Genomic DNA, 15,058 nt, shown 5'->3' on the forward strand with positions numbered 1-15,058 from the left:
AATGAGCGCGCCCGCGAAGGAGACTGACTTCCTCAAGATCCTGAACGAAGAGCTTTTGTCGGACAATTGGGGCAAGGTCACCAAGTACACGCTTGATTACCGGCGCCGGGACGGAACCTGGCAGCGGCAGACCCGCGAAGTCTATGACCGGGGCCATGGTGCGGCGTGCTTGTTGCACAATCCGGAAACCGGCTGTGTTCTTCTAACGCGTCAATTCCGCTTGCCCGTTTGGCTCACTGATGGTTCCGCAACGTTCATCGAGGCACCGGCTGGCTTGCTTGAAGGTGCGCACCCGGAAGAGCGGATGCGTGCGGAGTTGATGGAAGAAACCGGCTTTGAAGTGTCGGAGCTGGAACATCTCTTCGATCTGCAAATGAGCCCCGGGTCCATTACGGAGGTCTTGTCCTATTTCCGGGGCTGCTATCAGGAGCGCCACCGGACAGGCGAGGGGGGCGGTGCTGAAAGCGAAGGAGAGGACATCGAAGTGCTCCATATTCCACTGGAAGAGGCGCTTCAGATGGTGTCCGATGGTCGTATCCGGGATGCCAAAACGGTGATTCTCTTGCAGGATCTGGAACTGCGTGAACTTCGAGCCGCAAAAGACTGAAGCCGCAGGAGAAACAATCGGATGGTATTCTTCGCGGCGGCTGCCTTAATTTGAAGGCAACTGTCAGGCATTACGATCTTAAGGCAAACTCAGGACGGAGCCAGATGGCGCTGAATTTTCGCAAACCCCGGCGTGTCCGGCTGCAGCTGACGACGATCGTCGGGCTCGGCTTCGGTGGGTTTGTGGCATTGGCCATCGGATTGGTCCTGGCCCTCTCAGTGACCGCCAATTTCCAGAACACCTTCTCCCTGTTGAACGACAAAACGATCTTGAGCACGCAGTCGCTTGAGACCCAGGTGCGCACGCACTTCCAGTCAGTTGAAAATGCGGTGGTTGGCCTGAAGCCTTTCTTTGAAGACGGCACCTTGTCGATCGAGGATCGCAACCGGATCTACGAAGATTTTTCAATCGCGCTGCAGACCAACACGGACCTGACCACGCTGGCGATCACTTATGCAGATGGCCGACGTCTCGGGGTCTACAGGGCAAAAAACGGCAAGCTGTGGCGGATCAATTCAGACGCGCCGCCGCCGGGCATGAGAGACGAAGTCGTCCCGGTGCTCTCCGCTGACAGCCCACCGACATGGGGCCCGATCATGCGCCATGAAGTGGGGCTCTTTGCCAACGTCTCCGCGCCGTTGGTGCATGATGGTGAAATGTTTGCTGTGCTGACGGCGGCAACCACGATGGAAAACCTGTCGATCATCGTTGCCAGCCAGGATGAGGGCGTCAACAACACCGTCTTCATCCTCGATGGCAACGGAGATGTCTTGATGCACTCCGATGCGGACTGGATCCAGACCGGCGGCAGCATTGCCGAAAACCTACCGGGGTCATGGGACACAATTGGTGACCCGGTCTTGGCCGCCATGGGTGATGAAACAAAACTCGAAGAGTTTGAGCGCGCTTCAGAGCTCGGGATCGACGTTTCAATCATTGAAGCGGCCGAGGATGAGTATTTGATGATGCGGCGGATCGTCCCTGGCTTCAGTGATCAGCCTCTGACGGTTGGGCAATATTACCTTGGCGCAACGGTCTCGCGGGAGGTAAGGCGATTGGCGGGATCCGGCTTTGTCGGACTGGGCGCTTTGGTCATCTCCGTCCTCATCGCGATCTGGATGGGGCGCCGGGTCTCCAGACCGCTGCGCAACCTTGCACGTCAGTCCGAGCGGGTTGCGACCCTGTCGCTTCAAGACGTTGAGCCATTGCCGCGCAGCCGGGTCGTGGAGATGGATCAGGTCGCCTCTGCCTTCAATGCGATGGTGGAAGGCCTCAAGGCCATGAACACCTATGTGCCGCGATCCTTGTTCATCAAACTCATGCGCCTTGGCGGGCAAAAGGCCGCCGAGGCACGCAAGGCGGAGCTGACGATCCTCTTTACCGACATTGTGGGTTTCACGGCACTTTCTGAAAACATGAGCGCTGAACAGGCGGCCGCGCTCCTCAATCAGCATTTTGCAATTTTGGTCGATGCGGTGGAGAGCGAGGGCGGCACGGTCGACAAGTTTATGGGCGACGGGATGCTGGCATTCTTCGGCGCGCCGGATGACCAGCCGGATCACGCAGAAGCAGCCGTCCGGACAGCCCGGCGCATTGCAGCCGCCCAAATGCAGGCAAACGAAACGGCCAAAGCCGAAGGCGGTGTGACGCTGAGGATGCGGATCGGGATCCACACGGGACCTGTGCTGGTTGGCAATGTTGGCGCTCTGGACCGGTGGAACTACACGGTGGTCGGCGACACAGTGAACGCTGCGGAACGGCTGCAGCATTTGGGCCGGGAAGTGGCCGGTGAGCCGGAGATCACAATTCTAGCAAGCGCAGACACCGTATGCCGGTTGCCGAATGAACACAGCCAGACAGAGGTCGGCGAACACTACTTGCGTGGCCGGTCCGGGCGGATGGAAGTCTACTGGCTGGCGCCAAGGGCGACTGACGTGTTGCCCGCAAATGAAGCATCGAAAGCGCCGGTTTCCGCAGCGGAGTAACCGCCTTCAAATCGTAACGTGTGTGTAAGTTGCGCGTATGATAGGCATTATCAGGTTGACGTGATCTAGATCACAGCACCGCTTCCGGATTATTGCGTTGCTAATACAGCGTAAATTTGGTTGTCTTTGTTTCGCAACACAGGCTGGGTAAGCATCAGTGCGATAACCTTGGCCCGGGAGGAATTTGACGGTGAATGTTCTCTCCATCGAGGGATTGACGGTAGAGTTTAATACTGCCGAGGGACGGACCAAGGCGGTCAACGATGTTTCCTTCGTGGTCCCGGAGAACAAGACAGTCGCACTTGTCGGGGAATCGGGTTCTGGGAAGACGGTTATCTCCCAGACAATCATGGGCCTTTTGCCGTCGATCGCTTCGGTGACATCCGGAAAAGTGATCCTGTCCGATCCAACCGGCGCAGAACCGCCGGTCGACATTGCCTCGCTGGACCGCAAGGGGCCGCAGATGCGCCATCTGCGCGGCAACCGTGTTGCGATTATCTTTCAAGAGCCGATGACCTCTCTGTCGCCGTTGCATACGATTGGCGATCAGATCGGCGAGGCCGCAAAACTCCACCGCGACGTGTCCGCACCGGAAGCGCGCGAACTGACCCAGGAAATGTTGCGTCTGGTTCAGTTTCCAGATCCCGCAAGGGCCCTGGACACATATCCGTTCGAGTTGTCCGGTGGTTTGCGCCAGCGTGCCATGATTTCCATGGCGATGATCTGCAATCCGGCACTTCTAATTGCCGATGAGCCCACCACCGCGTTGGACGTGACGATCCAGGCGGAAATTCTCAAGCTCATCAAGGATGTGCAGTCCGAACTTCGAATGTCGGTTTTGATGATCACCCACGACTTCGGTGTGGTGGCCAACATGGCCGACGAAATCGCCGTGATTTATCATGGCCGGATTATGGAAAAGGGCACAGCTGAGCAGCTGTTCGGCAACCCTCAGCACGACTACCTGAAGGCGCTGCTGAACGCTGTGCCCGGGTTCCATATGGACAAGTCCGAACGATTGGTCCCCATCAGGCCAATTGAAGTGAAGTCGGAAGACCTGACCCGAAACCGTCCAAAATGCGATGTCCTGCCGGGCGAGACCTTGATGGAAATGCGCGGTGTGACCAAGGAATTCACCCTGCGCAAGGGATCGTTGTTCAGCGGCAAGCCAAAGACGCTCAAGGCGCTGGATAACATCAACCTGACCATCAAACGCGGCGAATGCCTGGGGCTCGTGGGCGAGTCCGGCTCAGGCAAGACCACTGCCGCAAAGGCGATCCTGCGTGCCCTTCATCTGGAACGTGGCGAGGTTGTCTATAACCGTGGCAAGGGCCTGGAAAACATAGCTGATCTCACCGGCGATGATCTGATGGACTACCGGCGGCGGGTTCAGCTGATATTCCAGGACCCGTTCTCGTCGCTCAACCCGCGCATGACCATCAACGATATTCTGGCAGAGCCCTTTGAAGTCCATGGGATCGGTACAGCGGAAGAGCGCTCTGAACGTGTCCGCAGCCTGATAAGCCTGGTCGGCCTTGATCCGCGGTTTCTGCGGCGCTATCCGCATTCGTTTTCCGGCGGTCAGAGGCAGCGGATTGGCATTGCCCGGGCGCTTGCGCTCAATCCGGAGTTCATCCTGTGCGATGAGCCGACATCGGCCCTCGATGTGTCAGTGCAGGCGCAGATCCTGAATCTTCTTCAGGATCTGAAGCGCGACCTCAGTCTGACATACTTGTTTGTCAGCCATAACCTTGCGGTTGTCGACTATATCGCCGACCGGATCGCCGTGATGTGCCGTGGACGGCTGGTGGAGCTTGGAGAAACGCGCGAAGTCGTGTCCAATCCGCTTCACCCATATACAAAAGCCTTGTTGTCTGCGGTGCCGGAACCGGATCTGTCGACGCCGCTAGATTTCTCGGCATTGGATGCCAATCGCGCATCCGAACCGCACCTGTGGCCGGAGCCATTCCGCGTCACCAATGAAGATGTTCCGTCTTTATTTGAGATGGAACCAGAGCATTTTGTCTGTGCACCCGGTCTTAAGAATGCCGGAGCACTTGAGGGGACTGCAGCATGAAACTGAAACGCATTCTTGGTGGAGGTGTCTTCCTTGCCGCTTTTGCGCTGGCCGGGCCAGTGTCCGCGCTGGATCTTGAAGAAACTCCGGGCCTGGATCCGAAGCTTCCACCTGTGGCGGAGCGGGTGCCATCAGAGCCGTTAATCGTTGACCTTGAAGCCAAAGGGCGGACGGTTGGCGAACATGGTGGCAAGCTGAACACACTGATCGGCCGGTCCAAAGATGTTCGCCTCATCAACGTGTGGGGTTATGCGCGCCTGATGGGGTACACCGAAGACCTCGAGTTGGTGCCGGACATTCTGGAAAGCGTTGATGTTGAGGAAGGACGCATCTTTACGCTGCACACGCGCGAAGGGCACAAATGGTCCGATGGCCACCCTTTCGGTGCGGAAGATATCCGGTATTATTTTGAAGATGTTGTCAGCAATCCCGAGCTGACACCATCAGGCCTGCCGCCGTTCCTGCTGGCCGACGGAAAAGGACCAAAGTTCGAAGTTCTGGACGAAACAACTGTCCGGTTTACCTGGGATGCGCCGAACCCGCTGTTTCTGACAGAGCTTGCCAAGGCGCGCCCGCCGTTTATCTACCGGCCTGCGCATTATCTGAAACAGTTCCATGAAAAATACGGCGATCCGGAGACCATCGCGGCGGAAGCTGAGAAGGTAAAGGCCCGCAGCTGGGCACCGCTGCACAACAAGAAGGACGACATGTACAGCGCGCGCAATGTCGACCTTCCCAGTCTTCAGCCATGGGTCCGCAGAGACGACAGCAGCGACCTTCGGTTTATTCTTGTGCGAAACCCGTTCTACCACCGGGTGGACTCGACCGGACAACAGCTGCCCTACATCGACGAAATCATCATGACAGTCGCCGATGGCAAGCTGATACCGGCCAAGACACAGGCCGGCGAAACCAATCTTCAGGCGCGGAACCTCAACTTCTCAGACATCACGGTGCTGAAAAAGGGCGAGAAGCTGAACGACTACATCACCGCGCTTTGGTCCAATGCCAAAGGCTCGGAGATGTCGATCCTGCCGAACCTCACGGTCAAGGATCCGGTCTGGCGGGAGTTGATGCGCGACACCCGATTCCGCCGCGCTTTGTCGCTTGGCATCGACAGGACGTTGTTGAACCGCGTTTTGTTCTTCGGTCTTGGAACGCCGGGCAATGACACGGTTTTGAGCCAAAGCCCGCTGCATCAGCCGGAGTTCACCACCAAGTGGGCGGAACATGATGTCGATCAAGCCAACGCTCTTCTTGATGAAATCGGTCTGACCGAGCGCAACAAGGATGGCATCCGGTTGATGAGCGATGGCCGTCCGCTTGAGATCATCGTGGAGACATCCGGCGAAGACGAAACACAGTTGGATGCTCTTGAGTTGATCGCGGAAAACTGGGCCGAGATTGGCGTCAAACTGTTCGCCAAGCCGAGCCAGCGTGACAACCTGCGGGAACGCGCTATCACCGGCGAACTTGTGATGTCGGTCTGGTGGGGCATGGAGAACGGCATCCCGACCGCGGACATGAGCCCGAATGACCTGGCTCCGGTTCAATCGGAGAGCCTGACCTGGCATGCCTGGGGCGATCACTACGAAACCAAGGGCGTGGGCGGCGAACCCATGGATTGGGCACCGGCGCAACGCCTGATGGAGCTCTATCAGTCCTGGCTGGTGTCGAAAACGAGCGAAGAGCGCGAAAAGATCTGGCAGGAAATGCTGCAGATCCATGCTGAAGAAACCATTCGCATCGGCCTGGTGTCGGGCGTACGCCAGCCGGTCGTGATCAAGGGCGTTAAGAACGTACCGCTCGAAGGCATCTACGGGTGGGATCCGGGCGCACACTACGGCATTCATCGGATGGATGAATTCTATATGGACGAATAAGGTTTGCGACAAGAGGCCGGGTCGGTTCGATGGAACCGGCCCGGCCCAGAACAGCGCAAGAACAGAGCGCTGTTCCGATAGTTGGAGGCGGCAAGAGAAGCAGCGGAGTTGTCAAAGCACCGTTGTCAACGAGCCGCCTCAATAACCGGCAGTTTGGCTTTCTGCCGGTATGGCATTTGGGTCTTCAGCGTCGCCCGGCTCCCGAAACTTTGCGGAGCCATGAAGCGGAAGATCCGAGGCTGAGGGGAAATTAGGTGCTGTATTACATTCTGCGCCGGATCTTGATGATGATCCCGACATTGTTCGTGATCAGCTTTCTGGTGTTCTTCATCATCGAGTTGCCGACGGGCGATTACATTTCGAACCAGATCGCCGCGCTGAAAACGTCCGGCGAGCAATCGTCTATTGCGAAACTGGAGTTCCTCCGCAAAGAGTTTTCCCTCGACCGTCCGTTCTTCGAGCGGTACCTGATCTGGGTGGGTCTGTGGCCAGGTCCGCATGGCCTGGACGGGTTGCTGCAGGGCAACTGGGGCTGGTCGTTTGAGTTCGACAAGCCGGTGGCGGAAGTGGTTGGACCGACTTTGCCGCTAACAATTGTCCTGAATTTCGCGACCATTCTGTTCGTCTACGTGATGTCTTTTCCGATCGGCATTTACTCGGCAACGCGGCAGTATTCCTGGGGTGATTACGGTTTCACATTCATCGGATATGTGGGCCTTGCCACACCAAACTTTCTGCTCGCGCTGATCCTTCTTTATTTCTTCAATCAGTGGTTCGGCTTGTCTGTTGGCGGGTTGATGGCGCCGGAGTACATCGACCAGCCCTGGAGTTTCGACAAGGCGATGTCAGTCTTGGCACACCTTATTGTCCCGACCATCGTGATCGGGACGTCGGGGACGGCCGGCATGATCCGGCGCCTAAGGGCCAATCTGCTTGATGAACTGCACAAGCAATATGTAACAACAGGCCGGGCAAAGGGCCTGAAAGAAGGCCAGCTCCTGGTCAAATATCCGCTGCGGATGGCCATCAATCCGTTCATCGCAGACATCGGCAATCTTATTCCTTCGCTTGTTTCGGGATCTGTGATCGTGTCGGTTGTCATGAGCTTGCCGACAGTCGGTCCGGTCCTCTTGTCCGCGCTGCAGTCTCAGGATCAGTTCCTTGCCGGATTTGTGCTTCTCTTTGTGGCTGTCCTGACCCTGATCGGCATGTTGATTTCCGACCTGCTGCTGGCCGTGCTTGATCCCAGAATCCGGCTCGGCGGGAGGGCCTCGTCATGAGCGACGACCTCAAGAACAAGACACCGGTGCGCGAAGTCGAGCATTATGTGGATCCCGAGCCGTTCAATCCGGCTGTGGTCGAAGAGCTCAGTCCGGAACAGGAGCGGTTCTACCAAGCCTCCCAGTGGCAAATCATGTGGTGGAAGTTCAAACGCCACAAACTGGCTGTTTGGTCCGGCGTTGTCCTTTTGATTTTCTACCTCTGCGTCCCTTTTGCCGAGATCATTGCGCCTTATGCACCGGACACGCGGGACAGCTATCATCTCTATGCCCCGCCGCAGCCATTGCATCTGTTCCATGAAGGCGAGTTCGTCGGGCCCTTCGTTTATGGACTGAAATCAGAAATCAATATGGAAACGCTCCAGTGGGAGTATTCTCCTGATCTGGAAAAAGTGCAGCCACTCCGCTTCTTCTGTTCAGGGGACGACTACGAGTTCTGGGGTTTGTTCCCGGCAACGTTCCATCTGTTTTGTCCCGCTGACGGAGGCACGGCATTTCTCCTCGGGACCGATCGGTTGGGCCGGGATCAGTTCTCAGGACTGGTTTATGGTGCGCGGCTGTCGCTGACGATCGGCTTGGTTGGCGTCACCATCTCCATTGTGCTTGGCCTGTTCTTTGGCGGCATTGCCGGCTACTTCGGGGGTATCGCGGACACGCTCATCCAGCGGCTGATCGAAATAATGCGGTCGCTTCCCGAGTTGCCGCTCTGGATGGCATTGTCTGCGGCCTTGCCCGTGACCTGGAGCCCAGTCTGGGTCTACTTCGGCCTCACAATTATCCTTGGACTTCTCGATTGGCCGGGACTTGCGCGTGCCGTCCGATCGAAACTTCTGTCTCTCCGCGAAGAAGAATACGCCAAGGCTGCGGTGATGATGGGAGCCAAGCCAAAGCGGGTCATCACGCGTCACCTCTTGCCCGGCTTCACCAGTCACATCATTGCCTCGGCCAGTCTGTCGATCCCGGCAATGATCCTTGGCGAGACGGCTCTGTCATTCCTCAATCTGGGGCTTCGAAGACCTGCCATCTCCTGGGGCGTTCTCCTGAACGAGGCGCAAAACATTTCGGTCGTAACCGTCTATCCCTGGCTGATGGCACCGGTGATCCCGATCATCATTGTGGTTTTGGCCTTCAATTTCCTCGGTGATGGTTTGCGCGACGCGGCTGATCCCTATAAGTGATCACGAGATAAATTATTATGCGGCGGGCCTAAGGGGTCCGCCCCGTCTATTGGAGCAATCATGTCAAACAATGCGAGCACTGCCGAAGGCTGGGATGAGGAATATGTCGCCGGGCGCTGGGCCTTTTTGCGGTCACTTCCCGAAAGCGGCCGGTACGGCATTATCGGCATGTGGCTCAACCTGACCAACTCGATTGAAGAGGTGCTGGACATCGGTTGCGGGGAAGGGCTGCTCTATGAACGGCTCCACCCGATGGGCGTCAAGCGGTACGTCGGCATGGATCTGTCTCCGGCATCGCTCAAGATTGCCAATGTCGATCCGGAAATCGCGTCCTTGCGCGCTGGCGACATGCACACCTTTGAACCGGAAGCAAATGAACGGTTCTCAGCCATCGTCTTCAATGAGGTTCTTCACTTTGCCGAAGATCCGGCGGCCGTTGTTGAGCGCTACCTGCCGTACCTCAAGGACGACGGCGTGATCGCTCTGTCGATGTATTCTCCGAACAAACCGAACTCCGGTGCCAACAAGCTCATTGAGAAGCTGTGGGATGCCACGGATGATGCGAGTAAATGGGACGTGCTCGATGATTATCGGCTGACGTCGGACAAAAAGGGCAGTGTGACCTGGCGTATGCGGTTGGTGAAACCGGTCGCCTGATCCGGACCCCATATGTTGAGAAACGAGTGCCGCTCGTCCTGATACGAGAGGCCTGAGCTTGAAATAGAGCCTTATACCTCTCAGTAGTCATCCTCGGCCTTGTGCCGAGGATCCAATTTTTAAATATGCTATGGATGTTCGGAACAAGTCCGAACATGAAGCCGGAGGGGAATCGGGACTTTGTCAGCAGTCCTGCTTTTCTGCTATCCGGAGATCCGGATCTGCACCTCGTTGCGCCGGAAGGGCGGTGGGGTCAACGGGTCGTTGAAAAACGCAAAGGTTGGCGGCCCCAGCGCCGTGAGCCCTTCTTCTTGCAAGAACGCTTCAAGTCTTGCCTGATGCTCTTTCAGATTTTGCGGAGACCATCGCCCGGAAAACCGGATCGTCGCAACCGTCGCGTCCGAGATCGGGACTATGGAAACCCTAGAATCCTCAGGCTTCGGCGCAGTTTTTGGTGAAAAATCGGACGGAAGATAGAACGCGACCGTCCAGCTTTCCGCATTCGTTGGGCTTTGGATGACGGGCGCTGTCATTGAGATCTTGTCGGCCGCTCCGTTGTTTCCCGAGATGTAGCGGAACAGGATCCGGAATGCGTCGCGGGCCGCTTCGTCCCGGTCACCCAGGACTGTGACCTCTGCAGCGGCCGCTGATTTGTATTGCCGGATTTCGATTGGACCGTGGGACGCAACCAGTGTGAATTGCGGCTGCTCCAAAAACCTCGACATGTTGGACCAAAGCAGTGTTCCGATACCGCCGAGTAGAAGGAGCGTGCCAAGCGTGATTGCAAAATACTTCAGCATGGACCGTTTACGCGCAGCGCGCTGGAAAGGACCACTCATTGATGGGTGCCGAACCGGCAATCCGCTATGAACGAGTAGAAACGATCCTATTCTCAGTCCGGAGGTGACCATCCGGCCTGTTTGAGGTAGCCGGCCACGCGGTCCGGGTGGGCTGGGTCCCGCATGATACGCGCAATGACCTCGTCGATCGGAATAGGCCAGGTTTCCATCAGGATCTTGGCATGTCTTTGAGCCGCCTCGGTGTGGCCCAGGGCTTGGTGTGCGGCAATCTTGAAGGCCAGCATGCCAGAGCTGACGGGCTCCCCTTGTTCGGCTGCAATCTGAAGTGCCTGAAGGGTCTCTGCGTAGTTGCCAAGAAAGAAGTTGGCGACTGCATAGACATTCCGGTTCGCGGTGCGGTGGAGTTTCTCTTGAGCTTCAATGAGGGGCCGCGATAGATCCAGCGCCAGCTGGAAGTCACCATTTGCCAAGGCCACTGTGCCATAAATCTCAAGAATATGAAGATCCGCTGGCGCCATTGCATTTGCCCGCGCCGACAGCCGGCTTGCTTCTGCATAGTCCCCATTCGCCATGGCGGCCCAAGAGGCGGCAGACTGCGACCAGGGATCGGTCGGATCCAGCGCCACGGCCTTGTCCGCATACGACCGCGCTTGGGATTTGAGGGTTTCCTTCTGATCGCCGGCCGGGCTCAGCAAAGCAAGTGTCCCGGTGGTCTGGGCCGCGCCCGCATAGCCCCCCGCATAGTCTGGGTCGAGGCGGATAGCTTCTTTGAAAAAACCGAGCGACAGCCGCTGCCGCTCAACGTCGAAGATCGGAAAAATGAGATCGCGCGCCTGCTCCGCCATATTGACGGCTTGCAGCGCAGCCGGAGACTTCTCCAGGATGGCTTGCCTCTCGACCAACCTGCCCGAAGACGCGCTGATCTCACTCGAATGAGTGTGAAACCCATAGATGAAGAACGTTGCGCCGAAGGCCGTCAGCATAAAGAGCGCAGCTCCTGCCACCCAGTATGGCAGTGCGCGATGTCGCTGTGGTTGATCGGGGAGGGGAAGGTCGGGAGCGGGTGACGGGTCGTCGATTTCGATGGACGCTGCATCGGAGACTGTTTCGAACCGCGGCGTGTATCCGCCACTGTCAATATGAATGCGAACCTTCGCATCCCGGCCTTCATCCTCGTAATACTCGGCAAGCCGTCGACGGAGCCGGCGTGCGTCGACCCTCACGACATTTTCAGGGTCCCCGTCCGTCTCGGCACGCCGCCCATATACATCTTGAGCGATGGTTTTCCCCCGGATGCCATCGCCGCGCCCGTGAACGGTTTCAAGGACGACATATTCCAGGAAACTCTTGAGTCGATCCGCGTTCCAAAAGGTGGCGCTCGCCAGGATCTCCGACAAAGCTGACAGAATCTGCGCCGAGTCACCGTGAAATTCACTGGGATCAATTGTAGGGTCAATCTTTGCCATTATAGCGATATGTTTGCATCAAACGGCGTTGAATAACAATAGAAAATGACGTTGCGGCAGTTTCGCGTCACGGTTTATGTCACCGTGTTTCACTTGTCTTATGGGTTGTGCACCGCGATCTTGCTCCACACAGGAGATTCCGGCGGCTCATGTCATATGCGGAGCAGATCAAATCGTGGTTTCCCGAAGATTGGCCCATTGTTTTGGAAAACTGTGCGGCCAACCCGGAGATCGAGGAGATTTGTTCAGACCTTGCCCGGCTCGCTAAGGACCTTGAAACGGCGGAAGACAACATTGCATTCATGTCGAGCAACCTGAAGCAGGATGTGCTGAAGACTATGGAAGCTCTGGCTCAGGAAATCAGGCAAAAACTAGACCTGAGCTGAAAAACAAATAAGTGCGATTGTGGCCCCATCCTGACAAACGCATTCCTCCTGAGATGACTGCCGGGCATCTGCGTCACTGCAGCTGCCCGGCTTTTATCATTTGTTTCCAAGCTCTTTAGTTCGGGATCACGACAATCGTGGATCTGCCGCCCTTGTTGCGCAGGGCATGCACATCGGCGAGTTCGGGGTCGTTGATCCATGCTTTTGCTGCATCCGCATCCGGGAACGATAGAAGTGCAGCGATATTGGGCGCGTCTCCAGCGGACTCAAGGACGATCGGCTCCGGATCAACGGTTACCAGGGCACCGCCATGTCTGGCGAGCGCCGCCGGGGCCTTTTCGCGATAGGCGCCAAGGAGCTCCCGGTCGGTGATTGTGATCATGGCAAGGGCGTGAGTGGTCATGAGAAAGTCTCCGTTGATTGCGACAGGCACAACATAAGAACCATCGGTCGTGATAAAAATTCTTCAATTGCAGACGTATGATGTGCAAAAATGCACATCATGGAAAAGTGGGACGATTTGAAATTTGTTCTGGCGATTGCCAAGGCCGGGAACATCACCAAGGCAGCGCGCGGTTTGAAGGTCACGCATTCGACCGTTTCGCGACGCCTTGCAAGCCTGGAAGCAGAGCTTGGAACGCGGTTGTTTGAGCGGATACCTGAGGGGTTCCTGCCGACAGCAGCTGGACAGGAGGCTTTGAATGTCGCTGGGCGTGTGGAGCGCGAAATGCTGGCGCTCGATACCAGTATCACAGCGCAAGACGCGGAACTGGAAGGACCGCTTCGCATCACCGCACCGCAATTGATGTTCCAGGTTCAGCTTGCTGACATCATGAAGGCTTTTGCCGAGAAACATCCCCGGATCCAGATGGAGATGATTGCGGCCAACGAGATCCTGAGCCTTCACCGGCGCGAAGCTGATGTGGCGGTCCGGGTGACCAACAGGCCGGATGAAGCCTTGTTTGGCCGGCTCGCAACGCGTCAAAAGCGGACTTATTACATCTCAAGGGACCATGCGCGCCAATTCGGAGAGTCGCTTGCGGCCAATCCGTCAAACGCCGAGATCGGATGTCTCGTCTTCAAATGGGCCTCGCAAAGCGTGCCCAAGCGCATTCTTGCCCGATTTCCGAATGCCTTTGTGAGTGTCATGGCTGATGACATGATCGCGGCCCACGCAGCCGCCCGCGCAGGCCTCGGCATGGTCCACATGCCATGCTTTATGGGCGATCCGGATCCGGATCTGATGCGTGTTCCCGGTCTGGAACCCGAGCATTATCTCGATATCTGGTTGTTGACGCACCCGGACCTGAAAAATGTTGCCCGTATCCGGGCATTCATGCGCTTTGCGGCAGATGCGTTCGCCAAAAAGAGCCACTTCTATGAAGGTGACTGATGAGCGGGTCAGTGAGCCCGCGCAAGAAACCAGGTTCGTGTCGCATCATCCGCCGGTAGAAGTGTTTCGATCCGGATGTCATCGAGAGCGGCATCGGAACTCATTCCGATGGTCGCGATCATGGAAAACAGGCTGAGCTCCGCCCCGTCAACATCGATCTTCAGCGCCAGAACCGGCTCGGGCGGGCCATCAGGAACGGCCTCCATCGCCGCTCGGACACCGGGCAAATCCAAGAGATCTTTCAAAAGGTCCTGGGCTTCCTGATCATTCGGCCGGCGGGCGGCCTCCATCTCGACGATGCGCATCAGCGCCCGGGCGCTGTCGGTCCAATTTCGCAGACGGTCCCTGACCGGTCCGGGGCTTAATATGGCCCGCAGGATATTCATCTCGGTGGTGTTTCCAAGAAAGGCAAAGAAGGACTGTGCCGAGAGATTTGCTTTTTGCACCGTCCAGATGCGGTCAACACTGAACGCAGGAAATGGCTCATGACCGGTCAGAACATGATCGATGGAGGCCTGGACCGCCGCGCGGGTTTCTGCGCTCCATCTCTGGTCCATCGAGGGGGCTGCATATCCGGCAGACACCAGCATCGTGTCTACCTCCGCGACAGGCATTCCAAGCGCCAAGCCAAGCTGCGAGATGGCCATTCGGCTGGGTTTTGACCGACCGGTTTCCAGAAAACTGATGTGCCGCTGGGAAAGCCCGGCTTCCAGAGCAAGGTCTAGTTGGCTGAGCCGCCGCCGCGATCGCCAGGTTTTCAGGAGTTCGGGAAACTTCGAGGCTGTCTGTGTCATGCACTGACTATTCCGGTATGTCAGCGGCTTGTCCATTACCTCCAAGGTAATTGAGATCAGTCACGGCTTCGGCATCCTTTGGGGCGTACACGCTCACAGGAGACTGGAAAAATGACTGCAGAACAATTTGGAAAACGCGTTTTGGCCGCCAATGCCTTTTTTTGTGCGGCATGCGGCTTTGCCCTAATCATTTTGCCGGGCGTCTTGACGGAATTGATGTTCAACACCTCCAGCAGTTGGTTGTTTACCGGAGCACTTGCCCTTGGGGCCGGCTTGGTGGCGACTGCTGCGGTTCTCCTTTGGGCCGGCCGGGACACGGCTCGATTGGCACAAAGGCTACATCTGTTTGCGGCCCTCGATGCGGCATGGGTGCTTGCGAGTGCCGTCATTCTTTTGGAGTTTGCGGCGGCATTCACGGCACCAGGCTGGTACATCGTTGCCGGTGTTGCACTGATCGTTGCGGATTTTGCTGTGGCCGAGTTTCTGGCGGCGCGCAAACTCTCAACACCGGCGCATCGCTACCAACGCGCCGATGCATGACATTGCACTAAA

The 15,058-nt window shown here is 57.1% G+C and carries 14 protein-coding genes; 10 read left to right on the forward strand and 4 right to left on the reverse strand.

Going from position 1 to position 15,058, the window contains the following annotated elements:
- Position 1 precedes the first annotated feature (1 nt).
- The 7 genes from RBB44_RS06405 to RBB44_RS06435 all read left to right on the forward strand — a co-directional run bounded on the left by RBB44_RS06405 (position 2) and on the right by RBB44_RS06435 (position 9,667).
- Positions 2 to 607 (forward strand): NUDIX domain-containing protein, encoded by a 606-nt coding sequence (locus tag RBB44_RS06405; protein WP_306146564.1) that lies wholly within the window; start codon positions 2 to 4, stop codon positions 605 to 607.
- A gap of 104 nt (positions 608 to 711) precedes the next feature.
- Positions 712 to 2,592: an adenylate/guanylate cyclase domain-containing protein gene (locus tag RBB44_RS06410; protein ID WP_306146565.1), complete on the forward strand. Its 1,881-nt coding sequence runs from the start codon at positions 712 to 714 to the stop codon at positions 2,590 to 2,592.
- Between the two features lie 190 nt (positions 2,593 to 2,782).
- Positions 2,783 to 4,669, forward strand: coding sequence for an ABC transporter ATP-binding protein (locus RBB44_RS06415; RefSeq protein ID WP_306146566.1), 1,887 nt, complete (start codon positions 2,783 to 2,785; stop codon positions 4,667 to 4,669).
- On the forward strand, positions 4,666 to 6,552 hold the full coding sequence (locus RBB44_RS06420; RefSeq protein WP_306146567.1) for an ABC transporter substrate-binding protein: 1,887 nt from the start codon (positions 4,666 to 4,668) through the stop codon (positions 6,550 to 6,552). Before RBB44_RS06415 ends, RBB44_RS06420 begins: the two co-directional genes overlap by 4 nt.
- Positions 6,553 to 6,806: 254 nt before the next feature.
- The gene (locus RBB44_RS06425; RefSeq protein WP_133950917.1) at positions 6,807 to 7,832 is read left to right on the forward strand and encodes an ABC transporter permease; all 1,026 of its coding nucleotides are present in this window, start codon (positions 6,807 to 6,809) and stop codon (positions 7,830 to 7,832) included.
- Positions 7,829 to 9,010, forward strand: coding sequence for an ABC transporter permease (locus tag RBB44_RS06430; protein ID WP_133950915.1), 1,182 nt, complete (start codon positions 7,829 to 7,831; stop codon positions 9,008 to 9,010). Before RBB44_RS06425 ends, RBB44_RS06430 begins: the two co-directional genes overlap by 4 nt.
- Before the next feature lie 60 nt (positions 9,011 to 9,070).
- Positions 9,071 to 9,667, forward strand: a complete 597-nt coding sequence (locus RBB44_RS06435) for a trans-aconitate 2-methyltransferase (protein ID WP_306146570.1) — start codon at positions 9,071 to 9,073, stop codon at positions 9,665 to 9,667.
- Positions 9,668 to 9,870: 203 nt separating this feature from the next.
- Here RBB44_RS06435 and RBB44_RS06440 read toward each other — a convergent pair whose 3' ends face one another.
- Together RBB44_RS06440 and RBB44_RS06445 are read right to left on the reverse strand one after the other, a co-directional pair.
- Positions 9,871 to 10,506, reverse strand: a complete 636-nt coding sequence (locus RBB44_RS06440) for a heme-binding protein (RefSeq protein WP_306146571.1) — start codon at positions 10,504 to 10,506, stop codon at positions 9,871 to 9,873.
- Between the two features lie 53 nt (positions 10,507 to 10,559).
- Positions 10,560 to 11,933 (reverse strand): hypothetical protein, encoded by a 1,374-nt coding sequence (locus RBB44_RS06445; protein ID WP_306146572.1) that lies wholly within the window; start codon positions 11,931 to 11,933, stop codon positions 10,560 to 10,562.
- 149 nt (positions 11,934 to 12,082) lie between these two features.
- Here RBB44_RS06445 and RBB44_RS06450 point away from each other — a divergent pair, with 149 nt between their 5' ends.
- On the forward strand, positions 12,083 to 12,319 hold the full coding sequence (locus RBB44_RS06450; RefSeq protein WP_209177384.1) for a hypothetical protein: 237 nt from the start codon (positions 12,083 to 12,085) through the stop codon (positions 12,317 to 12,319).
- Between the two features lie 115 nt (positions 12,320 to 12,434).
- On the opposite strand, the gene RBB44_RS06455 is transcribed toward RBB44_RS06450, so the two are convergent.
- Complete coding sequence (locus tag RBB44_RS06455) at positions 12,435 to 12,722, reverse strand: DUF1330 domain-containing protein (RefSeq protein ID WP_306146573.1); 288 nt, start codon at positions 12,720 to 12,722, stop codon at positions 12,435 to 12,437.
- Between the two features lie 90 nt (positions 12,723 to 12,812).
- Here RBB44_RS06455 and RBB44_RS06460 point away from each other — a divergent pair, with 90 nt between their 5' ends.
- Positions 12,813 to 13,712, forward strand: coding sequence for a LysR family transcriptional regulator (locus tag RBB44_RS06460; RefSeq protein ID WP_306146574.1), 900 nt, complete (start codon positions 12,813 to 12,815; stop codon positions 13,710 to 13,712).
- Positions 13,713 to 13,720: 8 nt separating this feature from the next.
- On the opposite strand, the gene RBB44_RS06465 is transcribed toward RBB44_RS06460, so the two are convergent.
- Positions 13,721 to 14,506, reverse strand: a complete 786-nt coding sequence (locus tag RBB44_RS06465; protein ID WP_306146575.1) for a helix-turn-helix domain-containing protein — start codon at positions 14,504 to 14,506, stop codon at positions 13,721 to 13,723.
- A gap of 111 nt (positions 14,507 to 14,617) precedes the next feature.
- On the opposite strand from RBB44_RS06465, the gene RBB44_RS06470 reads away from it, so the two are divergent.
- Positions 14,618 to 15,046, forward strand: a complete 429-nt coding sequence (locus tag RBB44_RS06470; protein WP_306146576.1) for a hypothetical protein — start codon at positions 14,618 to 14,620, stop codon at positions 15,044 to 15,046.
- Positions 15,047 to 15,058 lie beyond the last annotated feature (12 nt).

The sequence above is a fragment of the Roseibium sp. MMSF_3247 genome, from assembly GCF_030733765.1.
Lineage (GTDB): Bacteria > Pseudomonadota > Alphaproteobacteria > Rhizobiales > Stappiaceae > Roseibium.